We start from the raw sequence: 21387 nt of genomic DNA, 5'->3' as shown, positions 1-21387 counted from the left end.
CATTTTTGGAGAGCGGCATGGCCTCCCTGCGGAAACTGATCGCGCTCGATGAAGACGACCTCGCGGTGATCTCCGCTCATGTGCAGGATGCCTCGGTGCATATCGCCGATATCCTGTGGCGGCAGGACGAAAAGCGTCTCGTCATCGGCATGAAGCGGCTGGACTGGGATCAGGCGGTCTGCTCCGGGAAATTGTCGGAACGTCGTCTCGTCACGGCGCTGCGCTTCGACCGCGTGCTGGCCTGCAAGGCGCGCGGGATCGATCTTGTCGACCGCAATTCGGTACTGGAATTGTTCGGTCTGGAGTTTCACCCGGGGAAGGCGCCCGGCGGCAGCGTTGTGCTGATGTTTGCGGATGGGGCCGCGCTGCGGCTCGATGTCGAGTGCATCGAATGCGAGCTGGCCGATATCGGCGAGGACCTGCTGGATGATGGTGCGCTGGAAACCGGCGGCGGGGAAGGCGGGGCCAGAGGCTCTGTCTGAAGGGCATTCGGTCTGAAAAGGCTTGTCCCGGCATCCGGTTGTTGACGGCGGTGCCCGGGGACGCCATTGAAGATGGAAAGACCTATTCGAAAGCCATCAATGCCGATCCGTCTCGACCACCGCAACCCCGACTTCACTGAGCGTTTTGCCGCTTTTCTGTCGATGAAGCGCGAAGTGTCGCGCGATATCGACACAGCCGCCCGCGCCATCGTCGAGGATGTCGCGGCACGCGGCGATGCAGCTCTGATCGAGGCGACCGCGAAGTTCGATCGCCTGACCCTGACGGCCGATACGTTGCGGGTGAGCGCGGAGGAGGTCGCGGCGGCGACTGCATCCTGCGATCCCAAGACCATCGACGCATTAAAGCTCGCACGTGATCGGATCGAGATCTATCACCGTCGCCAGTTGCCGAAGGACGAGCGCTTCACCGATGCGCTCGGCGTCGAACTCGGCTGGCGCTGGAGCGCGGTCGATGCAGCGGGCCTGTATGTGCCCGGTGGCACCGCCGCCTATCCGTCCTCGGTGCTGATGAACGCCGTGCCCGCCAAGGTAGCGGGTGTCGCGCGCGTGGTGATGGTAGTGCCGTCGCCCGATGGGAAACTCAATCCGCTGGTATTGGCAGCAGCTTCGCTTGCCGGGATCACGGAAGTCTATCGCGTCGGCGGCGCGCAGGCGGTGGCGGCGCTCGCTTACGGCACCGCGACCATCAAGCCAGTCGCCAAGATCGTCGGCCCCGGTAATGCTTATGTCGCAGCGGCGAAGCGCATCGTGTTCGGCAAGGTCGGCATCGACATGATCGCGGGGCCATCCGAAGTGCTGGTGATGGCGGACCGAACCGGCAATGCCGATTGGATCGCGGCCGATCTGCTGGCGCAGGCCGAGCACGACGTCAACGCGCAGTCGATCCTTCTCACCGACGACGAAGAACTGGCCGCGAATGTCGAACGCGCGGTCGAGGCGCAACTCACGACGCTGCCGCGCGCGGATATCGCACGCCCGTCCTGGAACGATTTCGGCGCGATCATTCTCGTGAAGTCGATGGAGGAGGCGTTGCCGCTGGCCGATGCGATCGCCGCCGAGCATCTTGAGATCATGACAGCGGATTCCGAGGCGTTGGCATCGCGCGTGCGCAACGCTGGTGCGATCTTCATCGGCGCGCACACGCCGGAAGCGATCGGCGACTATGTCGGCGGCTCCAACCACGTGTTGCCGACGGCGCGTTCGGCGCGGTTCTCTTCCGCGCTGGGCGTGCTCGATTTTATGAAGCGTACCTCCATCCTGAAATGCGGCCCGGACCAGTTGCGTGCACTCGGCCCCGCGGCGATGACGCTCGGCGCCGCCGAAGGTCTCGATGCGCATGCGCGCTCGGTCGGCCTGCGGCTGAATTTGCCATGAGTGACGAGCCCGATCAGAACCACGATCCCGACAGCCGCCTCGTCGCGGTGACGCTGGACGAGGAATCGATCGGGCGCTCGGGTCCCGACATCGAGCATGAGCGTGCTATCGCGATCTACGACCTGATCGAGCAGAATTTCTTCGCGCCGCAGGGCACACCGAAAGGCCCGTTCACGCTGCGCATCGGCATCACCGGCAACCGCCTGATGTTCGATATCCGCAAGGAGAGCGGCGATCCCGTGATCGTGCATCTGATCTCGCTGACGCCGTTCCGCCGCATCGTGAAGGACTACTTCATGATCTGCGACAGCTACCACCAAGCCATCCGCACCGCGACGCCCGACAAGATCGAGGCGATCGATATGGGCCGCCGCGGCGTGCACAACGAAGGCTCGAACACGCTGAAGGAACGCCTGAGCAGTAAGGTCGATATGGACTTCGAGACCGCGCGCCGCCTCTTCACTCTTTTATGCGTGCTGCACTGGAAGGGCTGACCATGGCCCGCTGCTGCACATTCCTGTGTCGCGATGGGGCAGTGCGCCCGGCAGGTCTCGCATGAACGAGCCGCCACGCCGCCGCACGCCGCAGGCAGTTCTGTTCATGTGCGGACAGAACAGCGTGCGCTCGCCGATCGCGGCCGCGCTGCTGCGCCAGACCGGCCCGCGCGGGCTTTATGTGCAGTCGGCCGGCGTGAGGCCGGGCGAGCCCAATCCGTTCGCGGTGGCGGTGATGGAGGAAATCGGAATCGACATCTCAGGCCATCAGCCCTGGACAGTGGACGAACTGGAGGATTGGGAGGGATTCAATTTCGATCTCATCATCACGCTCGCGCCGGAAGCTCACCATCGAGCGCTGGAGATGACGGCAACGCTTGCCACTGATGTCGAATATTGGCCGACCCAGGATCCGGTCGGCACCGAAGGGCGGCGCGAGTTGCAGCTTGATGCCTACCGCTCAACCCGCGACGAACTGCTGCGCAAGATCCGCGGTCGGTTCGCGCCTCCGTCCGTCGCCAATGAGTAGGAAACAGGCCATGTTCCCTGTGGTTTCTCCGGTTGTCGGCGGACGGCGGTTCCGATAGTTTCCGCGCACCCTCATCCCCATCAGATCGCTCCTTCATGACTGGCCGTCCCAAATTCGTTCTTGCGTCCGGCTCGCCGCGCCGCCTCAGCCTGCTCAATCAGGCCGGCATCGAGCCCGATGCATTGCGTCCTGCCGACGTCGACGAGACACCCAAACGAGGCGAGCTGCCGCGCGTTTGCGCGACACGGCTTGCGCGCGCCAAGGCGGACGCCGCGCTGAAATCGGTGCAGCTCGATGACGATCTGCGCGGCGCCTACATTCTGGCCGCCGACACGGTGGTTGCGGTCGGTCGCCGCATCCTGCCGAAGGCCGAACTGGTGGACGAGGCTGTGCAGTGCCTGCGGCTGCTGTCGGGTCGCAATCATCGCGTCTACACCGCGATCTGCCTCGTCACGCCGAAGGAATCCTTCCGTCAGCGTCTGGTCGAGACGCGAGTGCGCTTCAAGCGTCTGACGTCTGACGACATCCAGGGCTACATCGATTCCGGCGAGTGGCGCGGCAAGGCGGGCGGCTATGCCGTGCAGGGCATTGCCGGCTCGTTCGTGGTGAAGATGGTCGGTTCCTATACCAGCGTGGTGGGGCTGCCATTATATGAGTCGACGGCGCTGCTGGACGGCGAGGGTTTTTCGGTGCGCGCGGGCTGGATCAACGCGAGTTAAGGATGGCGATGCAGAAGCCCTGTCCGATTTGCGGCAAGCCAGCGGTTTCGGCCTCCCGGCCGTTTTGCTCGGAGCGCTGTCGCGATATTGACCTCAACCGCTGGCTCTCCGGTTCCTACGCGATCCCGGCGGCTGATACGGAGGCGGATGACGACGAGGAGCCGTTGCCGCCGCCCGCACCGGGCGCTTCCAGATCTTCTTGATTTTCTTCCGTTATCGCTCGCTCGTGGGAATGGTATGTTAGGCGGAAAACCGGCCCGCGCGGCTGGACATGACGCGCCAGCCTCTCTATAACCCGCCCGCTCCCCTTGGATGACGTCCCGGGAGCAATGCCCAGGTAGCTCAGTTGGTAGAGCATGCGACTGAAAATCGCAGTGTCGGTGGTTCGATCCCGCCCCTGGGCACCATTTCATCGATAAATATCAATGGGTTGTTAGGCTGGCGCGCTACTTCGGTCGCGGCGAGGGCGACCTTGGGTACCATCTGGGTAATACGTCGGGCTGTAACGTCCTTACCGGCAGATCGTCGGCCCTGCGGCGGCTTTTTTTGATCCCAATCTGACGAGGCCGGGCAATTAAGTAATTCCCGGCTGCGGGCGCTGTAACTTCGGCTTTAGAGTGTCGTAAACAAGTGTTCTGCTGCTATCGGGTGGTAGCTCGAACAAAGTGAGCGTGTCCGTCCTGCTTGCTCAAATCTCGCAAGTTGCTCGTGACGGAAAGGGCAGTTGTCGGAAGACATTAAGTTGCAGCGTTGCCAGCGGTCGCAATCGCCACAAACAAACGTCGGCTTCTTGTCTAATAAAGAGCTCACGTTCGCGGCCAATTGCCGAACAATTGTCATGACGCTCATGCCCAGACTCCCAAGTTGCTCGGTATCAAATATAGCAAAGGTCAAATAGCTTTCTTTGATCCGACTCAAACTAAGTGGCGGTTTGGTTGGAAGGTTCGAGAAATGCTCAATCGAATAAGGCGACCGCAAAGCAGGGCGCGGTAGCCTATCGACAGTCGCCGCTTCCAGCACCGGACCAGTTGCCACTTAAATTCCTGGAGAATTTCAGGTTTACTTAGGATAGGACGAGTCAAGCCATCGAAAAAAACATCGCGTACAGCCGCCTGCTTTGCTCGTTCGAGTTTGCCCGCCCTACTTGCCAATTCTATCATCGGGCTTAGCAAGATCAGGCGCATGACAAGCGAATGTATCGGTGCATTCCGGAGAGAGGATGGGCGAATGGCTGATGGCGACCCAAGCATTCGTGGCGAGCACAGTTCTTCGACACACGAACATCCATACTGGCGCTTCTCGATCGCGTTCTATGCCCGCCCGGGCATTCAGGAGTTGCTGCTCAAGGCGCAGGAAGATGCGCTAGATATCAACATGATGTTGTATGCGCTCTGGCAGGCTGGTAAGGGGCATCCGGTTTCATCCGATGATTTTGTGAAGCTGAATGAGGCGATCGCCGACTGGCGGAGAACCATTCTTCTGCCGATAAGAGCCTTGCGGCATTCTTTGAAAAGCCGGGATAAGGGCGGTGAGCTCTATGCTCAAGCCAAGGCGCTCGAGCTCTCATGCGAGAAGGTGCAGCAGCAGATCATGTATACGCAGGCGCTTCATCATCTTAAATCCGAGGTCTCCCGCGATGCCATCGATCAGCTCGCGCTTAATAATCTCGCTTCGTATGTCGAGGCCATGGATCTATCGCTTCCAACGCCTGTAGCCGAGCAATTGGCCAGCGAGCTGCGTAGTTTTGTCGAGGCGTGATGCTCATGGTTCTTTGTTCTTCTCCTGCTAGAAAAACGAGATGAGTTGGTCACAGCAATACTTGATCGCAAGCGGCCAAGACTCGTTATCGGTATCACAGGCGCGTCGGGTGCGATTTACGGCGTACGACTTTTCGAACTACTGAAGGACGGCGGAATAGAGACGCACCTCATTATCTCCAAAGCCGCCAAGGTCACGATTGCCTACGAGACAAATCTGAAGATTTCCGAGATTGAATCTCTCGCCACGGTGGTTCATCCGATTGACGACATCGCCGCGGCTTGTTCGAGCGGTTCCTTCCAGACGCTGGGCATGATCGTTGCACCGTGCTCGATCAAGACGATGTCGGAAATTGCCACGGGCACGACCACCAACTTGATCTCCCGCGCGGCTGATGTCGCGTTGAAGGAGCGCCGGCGCGTGGTTTTGCTGTTGCGAGAAACCCCACTGCATATCGGTCACATTCGTTCGATAGCCACGGTGACCGAAGCCGGTGCGATCGTCTATCCTCCGGTGCCCGCATTCTATTCCCGGCCCCAGACGCTCGAGGAGATGGTGGATCATACCTTGGGACGTGTACTTGATCTCTTCGACCTCGATATGGGCATCGTCAAGAGATGGTCCGGCGAAAAGTGCCGTCCGGATGATCCGTCGGCCTGAAGCGCTTTACGCTCATGGAGGAGCAGATTCGCCGCTTCAGGCTTTTCCATGCCTTGTATCGAGCGTCGGCGAAAACGCATAAGCAAGCCGCGTCACTTCGTCGAGCCGTGCGCTCGTCATGATTCCGAGATCCTGAACGGTTTCGCTGACGGTCTGGTTGCGAGCGACCGCCAACTTGGCGATGCGCGCCGCTTCTTCATATCCCAAAAGAGGAACGAGGGCTGTCGAGACGATGGCCGTATCGGCAAGCATGCCGCCGCAGCGCTCGATATTTGCTTCAATGCCCGCGACGCAACGATCCGTCAGCACCTTGATGGCCTGAGTCATGATGCGCATGGATTGCAGGATGTTGAAGACCATTATGGGCTCCATCGCGTTGAGTTGAAGCTGCCCCGCCTCAGCGGCAAGCGCGATCGTCAGATCATTCCCGATGACCTGATAGGCGACCTGATTGACGACTTCTGGAATAACGGGGTTGACCTTCCCCGGCATGATCGAAGAACCGGGCTGCATCGCAGGCAATCGGATTTCGCCCAAGCCAGCGCGCGGTCCGCTGCTGAGCAGTCGAAGATCGTTGCAGATTTTGGAAAGCTTGATTGCGGTCTGTTTCAGGGCGCTTGAGAAGGCAACGAGCGCGCTGACATCCGACGTGGCTTCGATCAGGTTTGGCGCGACGCTCAGGTCGAAGCCACTGATTTCGGAAAGACGGTCGACCGCGAGTTCGCTGTAACCAGCCGGGGCGTTGATCCCTGTGCCAATTGCGGTGCCTCCGAGGTTCACTGTTTTGAGCAACTCGCTTTGCTGGGTCACGTAGGCAATGTCGCCTTTGATCGTCGCGGCAAAGGTTGCGAATTCCATTCCGAGCGTCATTGGCACGGCGTCTTGAAGTTGCGTTCTGCCAACCTTGAGAACTGTTGAAAAATCCTGGGCCTTGCTCTCCAAAGTCTGATGCAGACGCGCCTGCGCCTCGATCAGGGGCGCGCATTGTGCCAGTACGGCGAGCCGGATAGCCGTCGGATACACATCGTTCGTCGACTGCGAAAGATTGACGTGGTCGTTTGGATGAACGTGCCGGTAATCTCCGAGGGGACGCTCGAGTAGGTTCAACGCCAGATTTGCTATCACCTCATTGACGTTCATATTGGTGGATGTGCCGGCGCCGCCCTGAATCATATCGACGACAAACGCCTCATGATGCGCGCCCGACAGGATGGAATCGCATGCGGCTGCAATTGCGTTCGCACGTACGCTGTCGATCGAATCAAGGTCGCGGTTCGTTAGTACACACGCCTTCTTCACCATCACCAGTGCGTTCACGAGTACGGGAAACTGGCTCAATGGAATGCCCGTGATGGGAAAGTTCTCCCGTGCACGCGCAGTCTGAATTCCGTAAAGTGTGTCGGCCGGCAAATGCATCTCACCGAGAAAATCCACCTCGGTACGGTACAGCTCAGTCATGGTGTATCCTTCGGGCCTGAGGACTGACACACTTGCTTGTTAGGCAAAGGCGGGCCCGAAAAAAGCTAGTGTTTTCTTCTGCAAAGCTTAGGGTTCGCCTAACTTGCGCGGAGAAGGAAATTGCGAGGCTGAACTGAGGGAAAACAGAATTCGTGGGCAGATATCCTTGATGCTAGAATCGAGCTATCGTCGGTTGCGGGATGTCTTTGAATGAAAAGCATTGAGTTGCTTGAAAAGCTGATTGCGTTTCCCACGGTCAGTTCTGATTCGAATCTTGCTCTCATCCAGTTTGTCGCGGAGATTCTGCAGTCCCAAGGGATCGAATCTGCAATCATTCCAAGTCCGGATGGTCGTAAGGCGAATCTTTTTGCAACAATGGGATCAGCTAACGCGCCCGGCGTGATGCTGTCAGGGCACACCGATGTCGTTCCGGTGGAAGGGCAGGCTTGGACAGTACCTGCTTTTTCGATGACCCAGAGGGATGGCCTTCTGTTCGGGCGCGGGACCGCCGACATGAAAGGATTTGTTGCATGCGCGATTACGGCGTGCCTCAAGGCTAGTGCCCTTGATCTGAAAACGCCGTTGCACCTTGCGCTGTCCTACGACGAGGAAGTCGGATGTATCGGTGTGCATAGTCTGGTGGAAATGTTACGCAAGGCGCCGCACCCTCCGCTTCTGTGCCTTGTCGGCGAGCCGACAGACATGCAGGTGGCGACGGGGCACAAAGGCAAGATCGCGGCGCGAGCCACGTGCCGAGGCCGCGAGGGGCATTCGGCGCTTGCGCCTCTGGCGCTCAATGCCATTCACCTGGGCTGCGATTTCATTGGCGCTTTGCGTCAGGAGCAGGATTATCTGGCGACCGAGGGCGCGAACGATCCGAGTTACGACATTCCGTATTCGACCGTGCATGTTGGCAAAATGAATGCCGGTGTTGCGCTCAACATCGTTCCTAACCTCTGCGAGATCGATTTTGAAATCCGTTACGTCGCTGGCGACGATCCGGCGCAGATCATGCGGCGGATTCAGCAAAGTGCCGAACGCATCGTCTCCCGTGCGGCAACCATTGCGCCGGAGGCGGCGATTGTGATCGAGGTCACTAATTCGTATCCTGGGCTCGACACGCCGGTGGATGCTCAGGCTGTTGCGTTTGTAAAGTCCCTGATCGGTGCCAACAACACCATCAAGGTGGCATTCGGCACGGAAGGCGGCCTGTTCAGTCGGGATGTCGGCACACCGACCGTCGTTTGCGGTCCGGGCTCGATGTCGCAAGGGCATAAGCCGGACGAATTCATCAGTGTCGAACAGATGCGCCGGTGTGACGACATGCTGGACAATCTGCTCCATCGGCTCGTGGCCGGACTTTGAGCGCGATCCTATCTTCGGCTGTATTCTGTGCCGAACACGCCCTGCTCGAGAACAAAGCGCCGGCAGTGGTCGATAAAGGCCTGAACGGCGCGGGTCCTGCGCTCGGCATTTGGCACCACGACGCCCATCGTGACGGAACGGAGGCTCGAATCGAGCGGAACAAAAACGAGCGGCTTGCCGTCGGGTGACGTGGCATTCAACGGTCGCATGTTGGCGATGCCGTAACCAAATCCATTCGCTACCATGGAGCGCATCATCGCGATATCGCCGGTGCGTTCCGCGATGTTCGGCTTCAGCCCCTTCTTGACGAAAGCCGAAAGGAAATATTCGCGGCTATAGGGCAGATCGAGCAGCACCATCGGCTCGTCGACCAGATCCTCAACGGAAAGGCTGGCCCGCGACACCATCGGATGGGACGCGGGCAGCATCACAAAGGCCGGCAACTGGATCAAAGGTTCGAAAGCCATATCCTGTGATACTTCGAGGTCGTAGGTCAGGGCGGCATCGATCTCGCCACGCTGCAGCATTTCGAGCAGTTGCCCCTGATGCCGTTCGTACTGGCGGATGCGGACCTCCGGGTATTGTTCTTCGAACTTCCTCCGCAACGATGGCAGCACGATCTGCGCGAAGGTGAGCAGGCAGCCGATGGCGAAAGGGCCGCGCACATTTTCGGCAAGATCGTCCGCAACTTCATGAAGCGCGTCGGCTTCTCCCAGCATGCGGGCCGCTTCGCGCAGAAAGACTTGTCCTCCCGCCGTGAGCGACAGGCCGTGCGAATGTTTTCGAACGAACAGCTGAATACCAAACTCGGCTTCGAGCTGTGCGATCGAGGCGGAGATGGACGGTGCCGAGACGTTCACGAGCTCTGCCGCCTTGGCAATTGAGCCAGCCTCGCCGACAGCGACAAAATATTCCAACTGTCTCAATGTGAACCGGAGGGCCATGAGAATCCATAATGCGCCTTCGGGCGCCTCGATCAAGGTTTGGCGAAGCTTGCCATGGGCATTCTACTGGTCTCCTGGCACGCCGTAACTGGGCGCGTCGGCCGGATTGAGAGCGCGTGTCACGTAGCTTTCCATCTGGGGTTTATAGATGCCCCAGATCTGCGCCAGCTGCTCGATCGGGCAGCTATCGGTCCAGTCGCAGCGCAGATCGGCCACGGGCCAGGATACCTCGCGAACGAGCTTCAGCCCAGACGATCGGACAGGGCCTGCCTCACCCCCGGCTTTGACCGCAGCACGCATGGCTGTAACCAGCCGATCACCAAGATCGCCCTGAGATGCAAGGAAGCTTTCGACCATGATCTGCGGGATGCAGTCGCTGGCCAGCAGGTTACCCCCGCATGCGACGTCCGTTGCGTGCGCGCCCGCCCATATGCCGAGAGCCTTTGCGCCGGAATGAATGGCGCTGGCGCCATTTCTGTCGACGGCAAGGACCTGGCGATATTCGCCATAGTGAGCGGTGCTCATGACGGTGGAAATCGCCTCGCCGGCTGACAAGCCCTGTGCGAGATAGTCCAGCGTGCGGGGTCCGAGTGCAGGGTCTGTCACGTTCTGACTTGCGACCGCTCCAACGCCTGCCTGTGCGTAAGAGCAGCGTGCGGCGACTGCGGGGGAGGAGGACGATATCGCTACCCCAAACATTCCAGTCCGGCTGCACCGCGCTACAATCGAGAAAGTCATCAGTCGTTATCCGGTATGACGGCGGTCCCATCGATTTCGACCAGCCACTCCGGGCGCGCCAAAGCCTGTACGACGATGCCGGTCGAAACAGGGTGGACGCCTTTGATATACTCGCCCATCGTTCGGTAGACGGCCTCACGATGGCGGACGTCAGTGATGTAAACCACGACCTTGACGAGGTGCTCCATCCGCCCGCCGCACTCTTCGAGCAATTGCCGGATGTTCTGCATCACCTTGTGAGTCTGCTCGGCTGGATCATGGCTCTCGATGTTTTTCGCGGTGTCGAGATCCTGAGGGCATTGGCCCCGCAGGTAAACCGTTCGCCCGCCCTGAGTGACAACGGCATGGCACAGGTCGTTATCCAGATTCTGCTCGGGATATGTCTGCTTTGTATTGAACTTCCGAATTCGGGTGTGCGCCATTTTCCTCTCGCGTCGATCAATGCTCTGGATGATGGTAACTGTATCGTCTCCGAAAAGAAATTCAGTCGACGGCCATTACGGCTGGTTATTCGGCCGCACGTGCGGGCATCCGGTACTCGAGATACTTGCGATGTGTGGTGATACGGTCCGCGAGCAGCTTGGCGTCGTGCCAAACGCCCCAGATGAAGGCGGAGCCTCTGCGGGATTGCCACGACAACCCGAGAAAGTAGACCCCCGGCTCGGACGATACGCCTCGTTGATGCCTGGGGTGACCCTGATTGTCGAATGTATCGACCTTCAACCAGCTATAATCGGACGTAAAGCCTGTCGCCCAGATGATCGAGGTCACACCGGCTCTAGCGAGATTGATTTCGCGGATTGGATGGACCACGCATTCGGGATCCGGCAGGATTTGTCGGGCATCCGGATCGGCGGGAAGGTCAAGCCCGTTGCGGGTGACATAGGCATCCGCTTCATCAAGCAGCCCGAGATAATTGGCGTCACCGCTAGCGAGATTCTCGGTGAGGTCATCTTTAAAAAACATTGTGCCGTCGGCGCAGGATTCGGTCAGTCCAACGAGCATCATACCTTGAGCCGCAAGGCGGCGAAAATCGACGGTGTGTCCGCCACGCGCACCGCTGACTGCGATGGTGATATGCTCCGTGCCGGGGCCTCGCGTTGCAGCTTCCCATTTGCCGAGTACGCCGAGCCACCAGCAGAAGTCGATGCCGCGATAAGCGCGAGGCGGTCGCTCGTGCGGACCGACAGAGAGATAGACCTGTCTTCCCGCCAGCATCAGTTCTTCGGCGATCTGGACGCCGGACGAGCCGGCTCCGACGACCAGAACGGCGCCCTGCGGCAATTGATCGGGATTTTTATAAGCGGTGGAATGGATTTGCAGGATATTCAGATTCTCCGGCACGATCTTCGGAATCGCCGGATTCTGAAAAGGGCCGGTTGCTGCCACGACGTTATTTGCTTCGAATAGGCCGTGCGAGGTTTCGATCCGGAAGCCAGGAGAGCCGTTCAGTCGCTCGACACTCTTCACCTCGACACCGCAGCGAATGGGTGCAGCGATCTTCTTGGCGTAATCCTCGAAATATTGCGCGACCTTCTCTTTCGGCGCGAAGGCATCCGGGTCGATATCAGCGAACTCCATGCCCGGAAATCGGTCGTGCCACGCCGGACCGTTTGCTACCAACGAATCCCATCGCTCGGACCGCCAGCGCTCCGCGATGCGGTTGCGCTCGAACACAATGTGCGGGACGCCAGCTTTGCTCAGATGTTCGCTCATCGCGATTCCGGCCTGGCCACCACCGACAACGATTGTGTCGACTTTCTCAACTGGCATTTTCGCGTCCTTTCCGGCTCCGTGATTGCTTCACGGAAGCGAGGTCTGCCTCGATTTAATCGAGGGCAGGGGCGTGCGAAAATTATGTTTTCATATCGCAGTGGTTAGTCTGCGCCTAAATACTTGTCAGGAACGGATTTGGGCGCAAGAAAATTCCGATAGAACATAATGCGGGGCACAAGGTCGGGGGCGCTTCTGTGGCGACGAACCGCCCAGAAGTTTATCCGATCCATGAATAAGGAAACTCGTTCTTTTTGCTCGATTACGGCTCACCTAGCTTGGCCGGATAACCCATGACATTGTTGCTTGCTGCAAGTGTTGTGGGGCGATGATGGGAGAGGTGATGGTGACGGCGGGTCGGGCAGGCGAGGGCGGAAAGGGTGGGGAGCCGACTTTACGGGCCTTTCTCGAGAAGATTGAATCCGGCGGGGGGCTTTGGCGGATCAGCGAGCCTGTCGCGCGCGACTATGAAATCAGCGCCGTCGCCATGGAGCTCGATCGACGCAAGCACTTCCCGGCGCTCCTCTTCGATAACGTTCAAGGCACGGAATTCCCGATTCTGACGAATCTGTTTGCATCACGCCGGAATTTTGCGGCGGCGCTTGGAATCGCGGAAGAAGCCCTCATAGAAGAACTCGCCCGTCGGAACGATCAGGTTATAGAGCCAGTTCTTTGTGACAAAGCTCCGGTGCAGGAGGTTGTCTACAAGGGCAAGGATGTCGATCTCGACGTTCTCCCCATAATGACGCACTTTTCGCAGGATGCCGGGCGCTACATTACGAATGCGATCGTGATCGCAAAGGACCCCGACTCCGGTGTGCGCAATGCGAGCTTCCATCGGATGCAGGTGAAGGGGGCTACGCGTATCGGCACCAGTCTGCACAGCCGGCGGCACCTCTGGAATTATGTCGAGCGTAACGATGCGAAGGGCGAGCCCACACCGATTCTGATCGTGATCGGGGCGCATCCGCTATTCACATTCGGGGGGCTCTGGAAGGGGCCGATGAATGTCGATGAATACGCGGTGGTCGGCGGGCTGATGGGGCGCGGCCTTGAGATCGTGCCTGCCTTGACAGTACCGCTTGAGGCGCCGGCGCATGCCGAGATCGTCATTGAGGGCCAGATTCTTCCCGGCGTTCGGGAGCCCGAAGGCCCGTTTGCAGAATTCACCGGTTATGCTTCGGAGCGCTCCACCCAGCAGGTCGTCGAAGTTTCGGCGATTACGCATCGGCGCGGTGCGATCTATCACGACATCACGCCCGGCATTTCCGAGGAACATACCTTGATGCTCGCGGTGCCGCAGGAGGCGCGGCTTCTTCGCACGCTGCGCCAGCATTACCAGAACGTCACGAAGGTTGCTTATCCGAAGTCGGGCACCTGCCGCTTCCACGCCTATATTTCTATGAAAAATCCGGCACCCGGACAGGCCAAGAACGCTGCCGCAGTGGCGGTAGGAGATGATTTAAGCCTGAAGCTCGTGGTGGTTGTCGATGACGACGTGGACGTGCACAACGACAGTGATGTGCTTTGGGCGATGTGCACGCGGATGCAGGCTGATGACGACATCAGCGTCATCCGGAACGCGATGGGGGCAATTCTCGATCCGTCCAATCACAACGGCTTGACGGCGAAGATGATCGTCGATGCCACAAGACCGAGCGGACATTTCCCGCAGCGGCATACGCTTCCCGCCGAGGCGACCGCGCGGGCCCGGGATATCATCAACCGTTTTGTAAAGTAACTACAACCATAGACCGTTACTCTGGCGGAGTACCCGCCCATCAACACTCCACAACATTGACAGCGAGACCACCAAGACTGGTCTCCTTGTATTTTGCCGCCATGTCGTGTCCGGTCTGGCGCATCGTCTCGATCACCGCATCGAGCGAAACGATGTGTTCACCGTCGCCACGCAGTGCGAGCCGCGCCGCGGTGATCGCCTTGACGGCCCCCATGGTGTTGCGCTCAATGCAGGGAATCTGAACGAGGCCGCCGATCGGATCGCAGGTCAGGCCGAGATGATGCTCCATGCCGATCTCGGCAGCGTTCGCGATCTGGCGGTTCGAGCCGCCGAGCACCGCGGCAAGCGCGCCCGCCGCCATCGAACAGGCGACACCCACTTCGCCTTGGCAGCCCATTTCGGCGGCCGAGATCGAGGCACGCTTCTTGTAGAGAATGCCGATCGCTGCTGCGGTGAGTAGAAATTCGCGCGATTTCTCCGGCGTTGCCTCGGGACGAAATTCTTCAAAATATTTCAGCACTGCCGGGATGACACCCGCGGCGCCATTGGTGGGTGCGGTGACGATGCGGCCGCCCGCAGCGTTCTCCTCGTTGACCGCAAGCGCGTAAAGGCTGACCCAATCGAGTGTTTCGAGCACATCGCCGCGTGAAGCCTTCTCGCCGAGCTGTCTGCTCAGTGCCGGTGCACGCCTTCGCACCTGCAGCCCACCGGGCAGCACGCCATCGCGACAACAGCCGCGCTCGATGCTGCCCATCATCGCGCCACGCACGCGATCAAGGAAACCATTCGTTTCCTGCGGCGTGCGCCACGCGGCTTCATTGACCTGCATGATGTCGGCAAAACTCAGCCGTTCACGTTCGCCGATCTCGAGTAGAGTTTTTGCGGAATCGAACGGAAGGCGTAGTACGGTACGCGCCGCGTGCGGTGCAATCTTCGATTCATCTTCTTCGCCAATGATCGCGCCGCCGCCAATCGAATAGAATGTTCGTTTCAGGGCGATTTGGTTGCCAGCATAAGCCGTAAACTGCATGCCGTTCGGGTGCCGTGGCAAAAGATCCTTTTTCCGAAACACGAGGTCGGCTGCTTCGTCGAAGGCGATCTCGCGTCCGTTGACCGTGAGCGTCTTTTCCGCGCAAATGCGCTCGACGATCGTCGTAACTTGCTCGGGATCGACCGTATCCGGCAGCCATCCCGCCAGCCCGAGCATCACGGCGGTATCAGTGTTGTGGCCCTTCCCCGTGAGAGCGAGTGATCCGAACAACTCGGCGGCCAGTCTGTCGAATTCCAGGGATCGCGCCTTGAGTTCATCGGCAAAGCGCGCCGCCGCCCGCATCGGCCCGACAGTGTGCGAACTCGAGGGTCCAATGCCGATTGTGAAAAGATCGGTGACGGAGATCGACGAAAGATCCGGCTTATGTAATGGATGCGTGGCAAGCGAGAGAGCCATGGGCGTCCTTCGTCGGCGCATTCGGCCGTTGCGATCCTGCTGTACCTTCGCCCGAGAGCGTTATTCCATCGGCAGGCAGATCGCTTACTGCGTTCAGGCCTGTGAGATGAATTTCTTCGACGTATAGGCTTCGAGCCCCTCGACCGAGCCTTCGTGGCCGTAGCCGCTTTCCTTCACGCCGCCGAAGGGCGTTTCCGCCATCGAGATCGAGAAGGTGTTGACGCCAACCATGCCTGCCTCAAGCGCATCGGAGATGATGTTCGCATTCCTGGTGTCGGAGGTGAAGGCGTAGGCAGCCAGACCGTAGGGTAGGGAATTGGCGCGCGCCACAACCTCATCCAGGGTTTTAAAGGGAATGATCGGTGCGATCGGGCCGAATGGCTCCTGCGTCATCAATTTCGAATCGTCCTGCAGATCGGTCACGACGGTAGGTTCGAAGAAATAACCTTGATTGCCGCGCCGCGTTCCGCCGGCAGCGATTTTCGCCCCCCGGCTTTGGCAATCCGCGACGATATTGGCCATGGCGTCGAGACGGCGCGCATTAGCGAGCGGTCCCATACGGGTTTCAGATTCAAGGCCATTCCCGAGTTTCACGGCTTTCGCCTGTGCGGAGAAACGCGCGGCAAATTTCTTGTAGGAATTTTCCTGCACATAGAAGCGCGTCGGAGAGATGCAGACCTGTCCGGCGTTGCGATACTTGCCTCCAACGGCTATATCCGCCGTCTTCTCCGGGTCGACATCGTCGAAAACCACGACCGGCGAATGGCCGCCGAGCTCCATCGTGACGCGCTTGACGTTTTCGGCTGCAAGCTTCGTGAGGTGCTTGCCGACCGGGATCGAACCGGTGAAGGAAATCTTGCGGACCTCGTCCTTCGCGATCAGGTATTCGGAAATTTCCGCCGGCATACCGAAGACGACGCTCAGCACGCCTTCCGGCAGTCTCGCCTCCGCGAAAGCGCGCGTCATCTCGACAGCTGCGCCCGGCGTTTCTTCCGATGGTTTAATGATGAGCGCACAGCCGCCGCCGAGCGCCCCGGCGATCTTACGGGCGGGGCTGAGCACGGGGAAATTCCATGGCGTGAAGGCCGCGCAGATACCGACCGGTTCCTGCACCGTGAAGGTGCGCGTGCCAGGCAGGCGCGAGGGGATGACACGGCCGTAGCTGCGCTTTCCTTCCTCCGCCATCCACTGGATGACGTCAGCGGCAGCAGCGACTTCGAGCCGCGCTTCGAACAGCGGCTTGCCTTGCTCCTGGGTGATGATGGTCGCGATCGCTTCCAGCCGCTCACGCATGATGTCGGCGGCCTTGTTCATAATGCAGGCGCGATCCCAGGCATTGGTCTTGCGCCACGTCTCGAATCCCCTTTTCGCGGCTTCGAGTGCGTCGTCGAGGTCCGCTTTGCTCGCATGCGGCAGTTCTGCGAGCACCTTTTCGTTGACGGGGTTGATGACGCTTTCGGTTTTCCGGCCTGCGCCGTTTTTCCATTGGCCGCCGATGAAAAGTTTGAGCTTCGGATACATCGCCCTGCCTTCCCGTCTCAGAATTGGGAACCGCTGGATTTTTTCTAATTCCAGCCTTGACTCATTATAAGAAGCTTGTTGGACTACTAGTCAACTAGATAACGGGTGCGGCTATGAAATCCTTTATGTATGACCAGCAGCAGTATGAATTGATCCGTCGGCCTTTGCGGCAGGCTGGGCCGCTACCGGCTTGGTGCTACACCGATTCCGACTGGTACGAACGCGAGTTGGAGACCATCTTCCGCAAGGAGTGGTTGTGTGTCGGCCGGGTCGAGCAGATTCCGAACACCGGCGACTATTTCAGCATCGAAGTGATCAAGCAGCCGCTCATCGTCGTCCGCGACGGTGATGCCGTGCGCGTTCACCTCGGTGTCTGCCGGCATCGCGGGGCGATCATCACGCAGGGCAAGGGCAAGTGCCGCTCCTTCGTCTGCCCATATCATAGCTGGACCTATGCGCTGAATGGCCGCTTGGTCGGCATTCCCGGTTCACCGCATCCGCTCGCCGGCGTCGAGGATTTCAGCAATGACGATTACGGTCTGATACCGATCCGCTCGGAAGTCTGGGGTGGTTTCATCTTCATCACGTTCAATGCTGAAGCGCCGGCACTCAAGACTTGGCTCGGTGATCTTCCGGCGTTCGTCGCCGACTACAACTTAGATCAGATGCAGTGGACGCATGTTGACGAATACGAGGTCGACTGCAACTGGAAGGTCTGGCTGGAGAACGCGTTCGAGAACTATCACGTTGCGACCGTTCACCGGCAGCATTACGACCCGAAGAATCCGCAGAACTGGCAGTTCGAACGGCCGAGCGGTCCATGGGAATCGATGTTCAGCAAGCGGAGTGTGGTGGCCTATTCGGGTCTTCCGGAAATTGCAGGACTGAGCGATGATCGCAAGGTTGGCCTTTATCACATCTGGCTGCAGCCGAGCCTGCAGATCATCATTACATCGTCCTACATGAAGTATCGGCAGTATCTGCCGGAAGGACCGAACAAACTGCGGCTCTACGAGAACTGGACGTTCCCGCGCAGCACTGTCGAGCGGTCTGACTTCAATGTGATCGTCGGGCCCGAATACTATTATAAGTATTCGCAGATCATCCGCGAAGATCTCACGATCAATCCGAACGTGCAGAAGGCAATGCAGTCCGGCGCGTTCCGTCCGGGACGTTTCTCGCTTGAAGAGTATGTCGTTCACCGCATCGGGAATTACGTCCTCGACAAGGTGGTTGGTCCTGATGATCCGCATTCGCGCGCGTTGCGCGAAGGGTCGGCACGCCAGGCGGCTGAATAAACGAGATCGGGGAAAGCAAGTGAACGTGAATGTCGCAACAGCCGCTGGCGCAAAACAATATTCGGAAACAAATCCCTTCCGAATCCATATCGAGAATGCGCGCTCGCTTATGCCGGTCTTCATCGTCCGGCCAGACCAGTACGAGCCCGCGCTCGCGCGCTATCCCGATGTCGCCAAGTGCGTGAAAACGACCTGGGGATTCGATCAGGAGAATTATCGCGAAACGGCCGCCGAGGCCGATGCGATGATTACCTATCGGTTTCCCAAGGATACGCTGAAGATCGACGCGCCGAAGCTGAAGCTTCTGCAGGTGCTCGGCGCCGGCGTCGATTATCTCTTGCCGCTCAACTGGGTGCCGCAGGGTGTGACAGTGCTGACCAATAGCGGTGCACACGTGCCGAAAGCGGCGCAATCGGCGCTGATGACGCTTCTGATGGTCAATGCCCAGTTGCCGACGCTGATGACAAGCCATCGTCAGCACAAATGGAATCGCATCTTCACGACGACTCTCGAAGGCAAGACGCTTCTTATTGTCGGCGTCGGTCAGATTGGCGGCGGCGCGGCCGAACACGCCAAGGCCTTCGGCATGAAGGTCATCGGCATTCGCCGCAGCGGTGCGCCGCATCCGGCGGTTGAAGAAATGTATAAGCCTGATGCGCTGCATGCGTTGCTGCCGCGCGCGGATATCGTGCTCGTCAATACGGCACTCACCCCTGAAACGCGTTTTGTTTTTGGTGATAAGGAATTTGCGCTGATGCGTCAGGGCGCAGGTTTTGTGAACATGTCGCGCGGCGGGCTGGTCGATCCGGCTGCCCTCGACAAGGTCCTGCGCAGCGGCCATTTGAGCGGAGCGGTTATCGATGTGACTTACCCTGAGCCGCCGCCTGCGGACTGGCCCTACTGGGAGACGCCCAATATCATCATCACGCCGCACGTGTTGTCGGATGACATTGACGCTTACGTGCCGAGGACGCTGGATATCTTCTTCAGTAATCTTCGGCGCTATTTTGCCGGCGAGCCGCTGACGAACGTGGTCGATCTCGGTCGGGAGTACTGAAATGACGCTGCACATCCCTGTCGGGGGGAAATCGTCAGGCACCGATGCGCGGGTGCATGGCTTTCTCTATCCGGATGGCGGTGTGCCTGCGGCATGGCAAGCCTCACACAAGAAAGGCGATGGCTCGCGTTTCGATCGCTTGATCTGGATTGCCGGTCAGTATGACGGCAACGGGCAGGGCGGCATCGAAAATCCGGGCCGCGTATTGGCGCAGACCGATGCGGCGATGAGCAAGATCGCGCGCGCGGTTGAAACGCTCGGCGGCCGTGCGGCTGATCTCGTCAAGCTCGTCGTTTTCCATACCGTGGCTGACGTTGAAGGCGAACAGGAGCTGCTTCGCCGCATTCGCTCACACATCAAGGGCGACGTACCGCCGGTGATTTCTCTCGTGGCGCTGCCGCGACTCTGGCATCCCGACATGGCGGTGCTGATCAAGGCCGTTGCGATCGACAATGCCGATGGCAAGGCGCCGCGGCATGCGGGAAATCCCAAGAACCATTGGGGCTGGCCGCGAGGTGCCGAGTTCAGTCAGGGCTTGCGTTGCGGTGAATTCGTTTTCGTCAGCGCGCAATCCTCGAAAGATGGCACCGGCGCACTCAAGCACGAGGGCGATATCGTCTCGCAGGCGAAGCTGACGATCGGAAATATCGCCAGTGTGCTCGATTCGCTGGGTTGCGATCTCGATGACGTGGTGAAGCTCAATACCTGGTATCTCGGTCAGGGCACAGATGCCGACTGGCGGCGTGCCGCGGAAGTGAGAAGCAGCGCGTTCCGTTTTCCGGGGCCGGGTGCGACGGGTGTGCCAGTGCCGCGTCTTTATCCGGACGGTGCGATGATCCGGCAGGAATGCATGGCGCTGCGCGGCCTTGAAGGTCGCTTGCCGCGCGCGCTGTCGTGGCCGCTCGGTCACTGGGACTGGCCGATGCGCGTTTCGTTTCAGCAGGGCATCCGGGTCGGACGATTAATTGTGCTCGGCGGGCAATACTCAATGGACGAGAAGGGCCTTGTCGTCGACGATGAGAATATGCCGAAGCAAACCGACAATACGCTCGAGTTCATACGCCGCATTCTCGATGGCTTCGGCGTAGGCATGCAGGACCTCGTCGAGGTTACTGGATTTTATAAATACAGCAGCATCGCCGAGGGCAGCACACCGCTGCAGGACCGCAGGTTCGGTTCGCTAATGCCGCCGGTGACCGAAGCGCCGCTCGGGACTATGGGCCTTGAAGGAGTCACGCTCGAAGTAGAAGGTTTCGCGATTGTGCCGGATCGGATTCCCTGAGGCCCGGCCTGAGAGATAGAAGATGGATGAACTGAACGTTGCCGCCCAGACTTATCGCGAAATCAAGCGCCGCATTGTCGAGCTGGAATATCGGCTGGGCGAGCGGTTGTCTGAAACGCGTCTGGCATCGGAACTCGGGGTTGGGCGCTCGCCGGTGCGCTCCGCGCTCGCGCGATTGAAAAGCGAGGGCTGGGTCGCGGTTTCGCCGCAGAGCGGCACTTTTGTGAAGGCGCTTACCAACAACGATATCGAGGAAGTTACGGAGCTTCGCACCGTGCTGGAGATGCATGCGGCGCGTGTTGCTGCCGCGCGCATCTCGCAGAAGGATCTCGATGCACTGCAGGTTGCCTTCGACACGCTCGGGCCGAGCATTGTGGCGGGGCGCTCGGAACTTTTCATCGATCTCGACAAACAGTTTCACCTCGCGATCTACAAGGCAGCGGGTAACGAGCTCGTCCTCGATATCCTGGTGAATCTGCGGGACAAGGTGCAATGGATTCGCCGCGCTTGCTCGGTATCGGTCGAGCGCGTGCAGGACGGTTTCCGCGAGATCGACAGTATTTTTCAGGAACTCAAGAAACGCGATGGTGAAGCCGCTGCCGAAGGTATGCGCAGGCATATTCAGAACGCCGCTGCTTTCTGCCGCGCGATTGATCCCGAAGCGATGGCCACGCAACCGAAAGGCTCGCTGGAGGTCGCCGTGTAATGGGAGCGTCATGAGCACGT

At 59.3% G+C, this 21387-nt stretch carries 22 protein-coding genes and 1 tRNA gene; 15 read left to right on the top strand and 8 right to left on the bottom strand.

Going from position 1 to position 21387, the window contains the following annotated elements:
• Positions 1-17 precede the first annotated feature (17 nt).
• From HMPREF9697_RS10990 to HMPREF9697_RS10960, 7 genes are all read left to right on the top strand, one after another.
• Positions 18-482 carry a DUF2948 family protein gene (locus HMPREF9697_RS10990; RefSeq protein ID WP_002717287.1) on the top strand — a complete coding sequence of 155 codons (465 nt, stop codon included), beginning with the start codon at positions 18-20 and terminating at the stop codon, positions 480-482.
• Between the two features lie 99 nt (positions 483-581).
• Entirely contained in the window at positions 582-1877 is a 1296-nt protein-coding gene (gene hisD / locus HMPREF9697_RS10985; protein ID WP_002717286.1) for a histidinol dehydrogenase, read from the top strand.
• Entirely contained in the window at positions 1874-2371 is a 498-nt protein-coding gene (locus HMPREF9697_RS10980; protein WP_002717285.1) for a UPF0262 family protein, read from the top strand. The genes hisD and HMPREF9697_RS10980 overlap by 4 nt, the downstream gene beginning before the upstream one ends.
• A 61-nt stretch (positions 2372-2432) precedes the next feature.
• Entirely contained in the window at positions 2433-2900 is a 468-nt protein-coding gene (locus HMPREF9697_RS10975; protein WP_002717284.1) for an arsenate reductase ArsC, read from the top strand.
• Between the two features lie 95 nt (positions 2901-2995).
• Positions 2996-3619 carry a Maf-like protein gene (locus HMPREF9697_RS10970; RefSeq protein ID WP_002717282.1) on the top strand — a complete coding sequence of 208 codons (624 nt, stop codon included), beginning with the start codon at positions 2996-2998 and terminating at the stop codon, positions 3617-3619.
• Positions 3620-3621: 2 nt separating this feature from the next.
• Positions 3622-3822, top strand: a complete 201-nt coding sequence (yacG, locus tag HMPREF9697_RS10965; protein ID WP_040307910.1) for a DNA gyrase inhibitor YacG — start codon at positions 3622-3624, stop codon at positions 3820-3822.
• A 128-nt stretch (positions 3823-3950) separates the two neighbouring features.
• A tRNA-Phe gene (locus HMPREF9697_RS10960) sits at positions 3951-4026 on the top strand.
• Positions 4027-4231: 205 nt separating this feature from the next.
• Here HMPREF9697_RS10960 and HMPREF9697_RS21220 read toward each other — a convergent pair.
• Positions 4232-4654, bottom strand: coding sequence for a hypothetical protein (locus HMPREF9697_RS21220; RefSeq protein ID WP_147296381.1), 423 nt, complete (start codon positions 4652-4654; stop codon positions 4232-4234).
• A 192-nt stretch (positions 4655-4846) separates the two neighbouring features.
• On the opposite strand from HMPREF9697_RS21220, the gene HMPREF9697_RS10955 reads away from it, so the two are divergent.
• The gene (locus HMPREF9697_RS10955; protein WP_002717280.1) at positions 4847-5377 is read left to right on the top strand and encodes a TIGR02444 family protein; all 531 of its coding nucleotides are present in this window, start codon (positions 4847-4849) and stop codon (positions 5375-5377) included.
• A 45-nt stretch (positions 5378-5422) separates the two neighbouring features.
• A complete protein-coding gene (locus HMPREF9697_RS10950) occupies positions 5423-6037 on the top strand; it encodes a UbiX family flavin prenyltransferase (RefSeq protein ID WP_002717279.1) in 615 nt (204 codons plus the stop codon).
• Between the two features lie 36 nt (positions 6038-6073).
• Here HMPREF9697_RS10950 and HMPREF9697_RS10945 read toward each other — a convergent pair whose 3' ends face one another.
• Entirely contained in the window at positions 6074-7495 is a 1422-nt protein-coding gene (locus tag HMPREF9697_RS10945; RefSeq protein WP_002717278.1) for an aspartate ammonia-lyase, read from the bottom strand.
• A 210-nt stretch (positions 7496-7705) separates the two neighbouring features.
• On the opposite strand from HMPREF9697_RS10945, the gene argE reads away from it, so the two are divergent.
• The gene (argE, locus tag HMPREF9697_RS10940) at positions 7706-8860 is read left to right on the top strand and encodes an acetylornithine deacetylase (RefSeq protein WP_002717277.1); all 1155 of its coding nucleotides are present in this window, start codon (positions 7706-7708) and stop codon (positions 8858-8860) included.
• Between the two features lie 8 nt (positions 8861-8868).
• Here argE and HMPREF9697_RS10935 read toward each other — a convergent pair whose 3' ends face one another.
• From HMPREF9697_RS10935 to HMPREF9697_RS10920, 4 genes are all read right to left on the bottom strand, one after another.
• A complete protein-coding gene (locus HMPREF9697_RS10935; RefSeq protein ID WP_002717276.1) occupies positions 8869-9804 on the bottom strand; it encodes a LysR substrate-binding domain-containing protein in 936 nt (311 codons plus the stop codon).
• 63 nt (positions 9805-9867) lie between these two features.
• Positions 9868-10542, bottom strand: a complete 675-nt coding sequence (locus tag HMPREF9697_RS10930; RefSeq protein ID WP_040307909.1) for a DUF1028 domain-containing protein — start codon at positions 10540-10542, stop codon at positions 9868-9870.
• Positions 10542-10964 (bottom strand): RidA family protein, encoded by a 423-nt coding sequence (locus tag HMPREF9697_RS10925; RefSeq protein ID WP_002717274.1) that lies wholly within the window; start codon positions 10962-10964, stop codon positions 10542-10544. Before HMPREF9697_RS10925 ends, HMPREF9697_RS10930 begins: the two co-directional genes overlap by 1 nt.
• 85 nt (positions 10965-11049) lie before the next feature.
• Positions 11050-12315 (bottom strand): flavin-containing monooxygenase, encoded by a 1266-nt coding sequence (locus HMPREF9697_RS10920; protein WP_002717273.1) that lies wholly within the window; start codon positions 12313-12315, stop codon positions 11050-11052.
• 343 nt (positions 12316-12658) lie between these two features.
• On the opposite strand from HMPREF9697_RS10920, the gene HMPREF9697_RS10915 reads away from it, so the two are divergent.
• Positions 12659-14056, top strand: coding sequence for a UbiD family decarboxylase (locus HMPREF9697_RS10915; protein WP_002717272.1), 1398 nt, complete (start codon positions 12659-12661; stop codon positions 14054-14056).
• A 40-nt stretch (positions 14057-14096) separates the two neighbouring features.
• Here the strand turns inward: HMPREF9697_RS10915 and HMPREF9697_RS10910 are convergent, their stop codons facing one another.
• Both HMPREF9697_RS10910 and HMPREF9697_RS10905 read right to left on the bottom strand, forming a co-directional pair.
• Positions 14097-15503 (bottom strand): L-serine ammonia-lyase, encoded by a 1407-nt coding sequence (locus tag HMPREF9697_RS10910; protein WP_002717271.1) that lies wholly within the window; start codon positions 15501-15503, stop codon positions 14097-14099.
• 93 nt (positions 15504-15596) lie between these two features.
• Positions 15597-17024: an NAD-dependent succinate-semialdehyde dehydrogenase gene (locus HMPREF9697_RS10905; protein WP_002717270.1), complete on the bottom strand. Its 1428-nt coding sequence runs from the start codon at positions 17022-17024 to the stop codon at positions 15597-15599.
• 113 nt (positions 17025-17137) lie between these two features.
• On the opposite strand from HMPREF9697_RS10905, the gene HMPREF9697_RS20140 reads away from it, so the two are divergent.
• The 4 genes from HMPREF9697_RS20140 to HMPREF9697_RS10885 are packed head-to-tail and all read left to right on the top strand — an operon-like array spanning position 17138 to position 21367.
• Positions 17138-18322, top strand: a complete 1185-nt coding sequence (locus HMPREF9697_RS20140; RefSeq protein WP_002717269.1) for an aromatic ring-hydroxylating oxygenase subunit alpha — start codon at positions 17138-17140, stop codon at positions 18320-18322.
• A 19-nt stretch (positions 18323-18341) separates the two neighbouring features.
• Positions 18342-19379 carry a D-2-hydroxyacid dehydrogenase gene (locus HMPREF9697_RS10895; protein ID WP_051053915.1) on the top strand — a complete coding sequence of 346 codons (1038 nt, stop codon included), beginning with the start codon at positions 18342-18344 and terminating at the stop codon, positions 19377-19379.
• Position 19380: 1 nt separating this feature from the next.
• On the top strand, positions 19381-20661 hold the full coding sequence (locus tag HMPREF9697_RS20135) for a RidA family protein (protein ID WP_002717267.1): 1281 nt from the start codon (positions 19381-19383) through the stop codon (positions 20659-20661).
• Positions 20662-20683: 22 nt separating this feature from the next.
• Complete coding sequence (locus tag HMPREF9697_RS10885; protein WP_002717266.1) at positions 20684-21367, top strand: GntR family transcriptional regulator; 684 nt, start codon at positions 20684-20686, stop codon at positions 21365-21367.
• Positions 21368-21387 lie beyond the last annotated feature (20 nt).

Origin of the sequence: Afipia felis ATCC 53690, from assembly GCF_000314735.2 — a bacterium.
Lineage (GTDB): Bacteria > Pseudomonadota > Alphaproteobacteria > Rhizobiales > Xanthobacteraceae > Afipia > Afipia felis.
This window is presented reverse-complemented; position numbering and strand designations above follow the sequence as displayed.

What these genes read in the sequence shown, in the direction of transcription:
- yacG (WP_040307910.1), top strand. Translation starts at nt 3,622, where the DNA reads ATGGCGATGCAGAAGCCCTGTCCGATTTGCGGCAAGCCAGCGGTTTCG.
- HMPREF9697_RS10930 (WP_040307909.1), bottom strand. Translation starts at nt 10,542, where the DNA reads ATGACTTTCTCGATTGTAGCGCGGTGCAGCCGGACTGGAATGTTTGGG.
- HMPREF9697_RS20135 (WP_002717267.1), top strand. Translation starts at nt 19,381, where the DNA reads ATGACGCTGCACATCCCTGTCGGGGGGAAATCGTCAGGCACCGATGCG.
- HMPREF9697_RS10935 (WP_002717276.1), bottom strand. Translation starts at nt 9,804, where the DNA reads ATGGCCCTCCGGTTCACATTGAGACAGTTGGAATATTTTGTCGCTGTC.
- HMPREF9697_RS10955 (WP_002717280.1), top strand. Translation starts at nt 4,847, where the DNA reads ATGGCTGATGGCGACCCAAGCATTCGTGGCGAGCACAGTTCTTCGACA.
- HMPREF9697_RS10910 (WP_002717271.1), bottom strand. Translation starts at nt 15,503, where the DNA reads ATGGCTCTCTCGCTTGCCACGCATCCATTACATAAGCCGGATCTTTCG.
- hisD (WP_002717286.1), top strand. Translation starts at nt 582, where the DNA reads ATGCCGATCCGTCTCGACCACCGCAACCCCGACTTCACTGAGCGTTTT.
- HMPREF9697_RS10905 (WP_002717270.1), bottom strand. Translation starts at nt 17,024, where the DNA reads ATGTATCCGAAGCTCAAACTTTTCATCGGCGGCCAATGGAAAAACGGC.
- HMPREF9697_RS10990 (WP_002717287.1), top strand. Translation starts at nt 18, where the DNA reads ATGGCCTCCCTGCGGAAACTGATCGCGCTCGATGAAGACGACCTCGCG.
- HMPREF9697_RS10920 (WP_002717273.1), bottom strand. Translation starts at nt 12,315, where the DNA reads ATGCCAGTTGAGAAAGTCGACACAATCGTTGTCGGTGGTGGCCAGGCC.
- HMPREF9697_RS10925 (WP_002717274.1), bottom strand. Translation starts at nt 10,964, where the DNA reads ATGGCGCACACCCGAATTCGGAAGTTCAATACAAAGCAGACATATCCC.
- argE (WP_002717277.1), top strand. Translation starts at nt 7,706, where the DNA reads ATGAAAAGCATTGAGTTGCTTGAAAAGCTGATTGCGTTTCCCACGGTC.
- HMPREF9697_RS10915 (WP_002717272.1), top strand. Translation starts at nt 12,659, where the DNA reads ATGGTGACGGCGGGTCGGGCAGGCGAGGGCGGAAAGGGTGGGGAGCCG.
- HMPREF9697_RS10945 (WP_002717278.1), bottom strand. Translation starts at nt 7,495, where the DNA reads ATGACTGAGCTGTACCGTACCGAGGTGGATTTTCTCGGTGAGATGCAT.
- HMPREF9697_RS20140 (WP_002717269.1), top strand. Translation starts at nt 17,138, where the DNA reads ATGAAATCCTTTATGTATGACCAGCAGCAGTATGAATTGATCCGTCGG.
- HMPREF9697_RS10980 (WP_002717285.1), top strand. Translation starts at nt 1,874, where the DNA reads ATGAGTGACGAGCCCGATCAGAACCACGATCCCGACAGCCGCCTCGTC.
- HMPREF9697_RS10975 (WP_002717284.1), top strand. Translation starts at nt 2,433, where the DNA reads ATGAACGAGCCGCCACGCCGCCGCACGCCGCAGGCAGTTCTGTTCATG.
- HMPREF9697_RS10970 (WP_002717282.1), top strand. Translation starts at nt 2,996, where the DNA reads ATGACTGGCCGTCCCAAATTCGTTCTTGCGTCCGGCTCGCCGCGCCGC.
- HMPREF9697_RS10885 (WP_002717266.1), top strand. Translation starts at nt 20,684, where the DNA reads ATGGATGAACTGAACGTTGCCGCCCAGACTTATCGCGAAATCAAGCGC.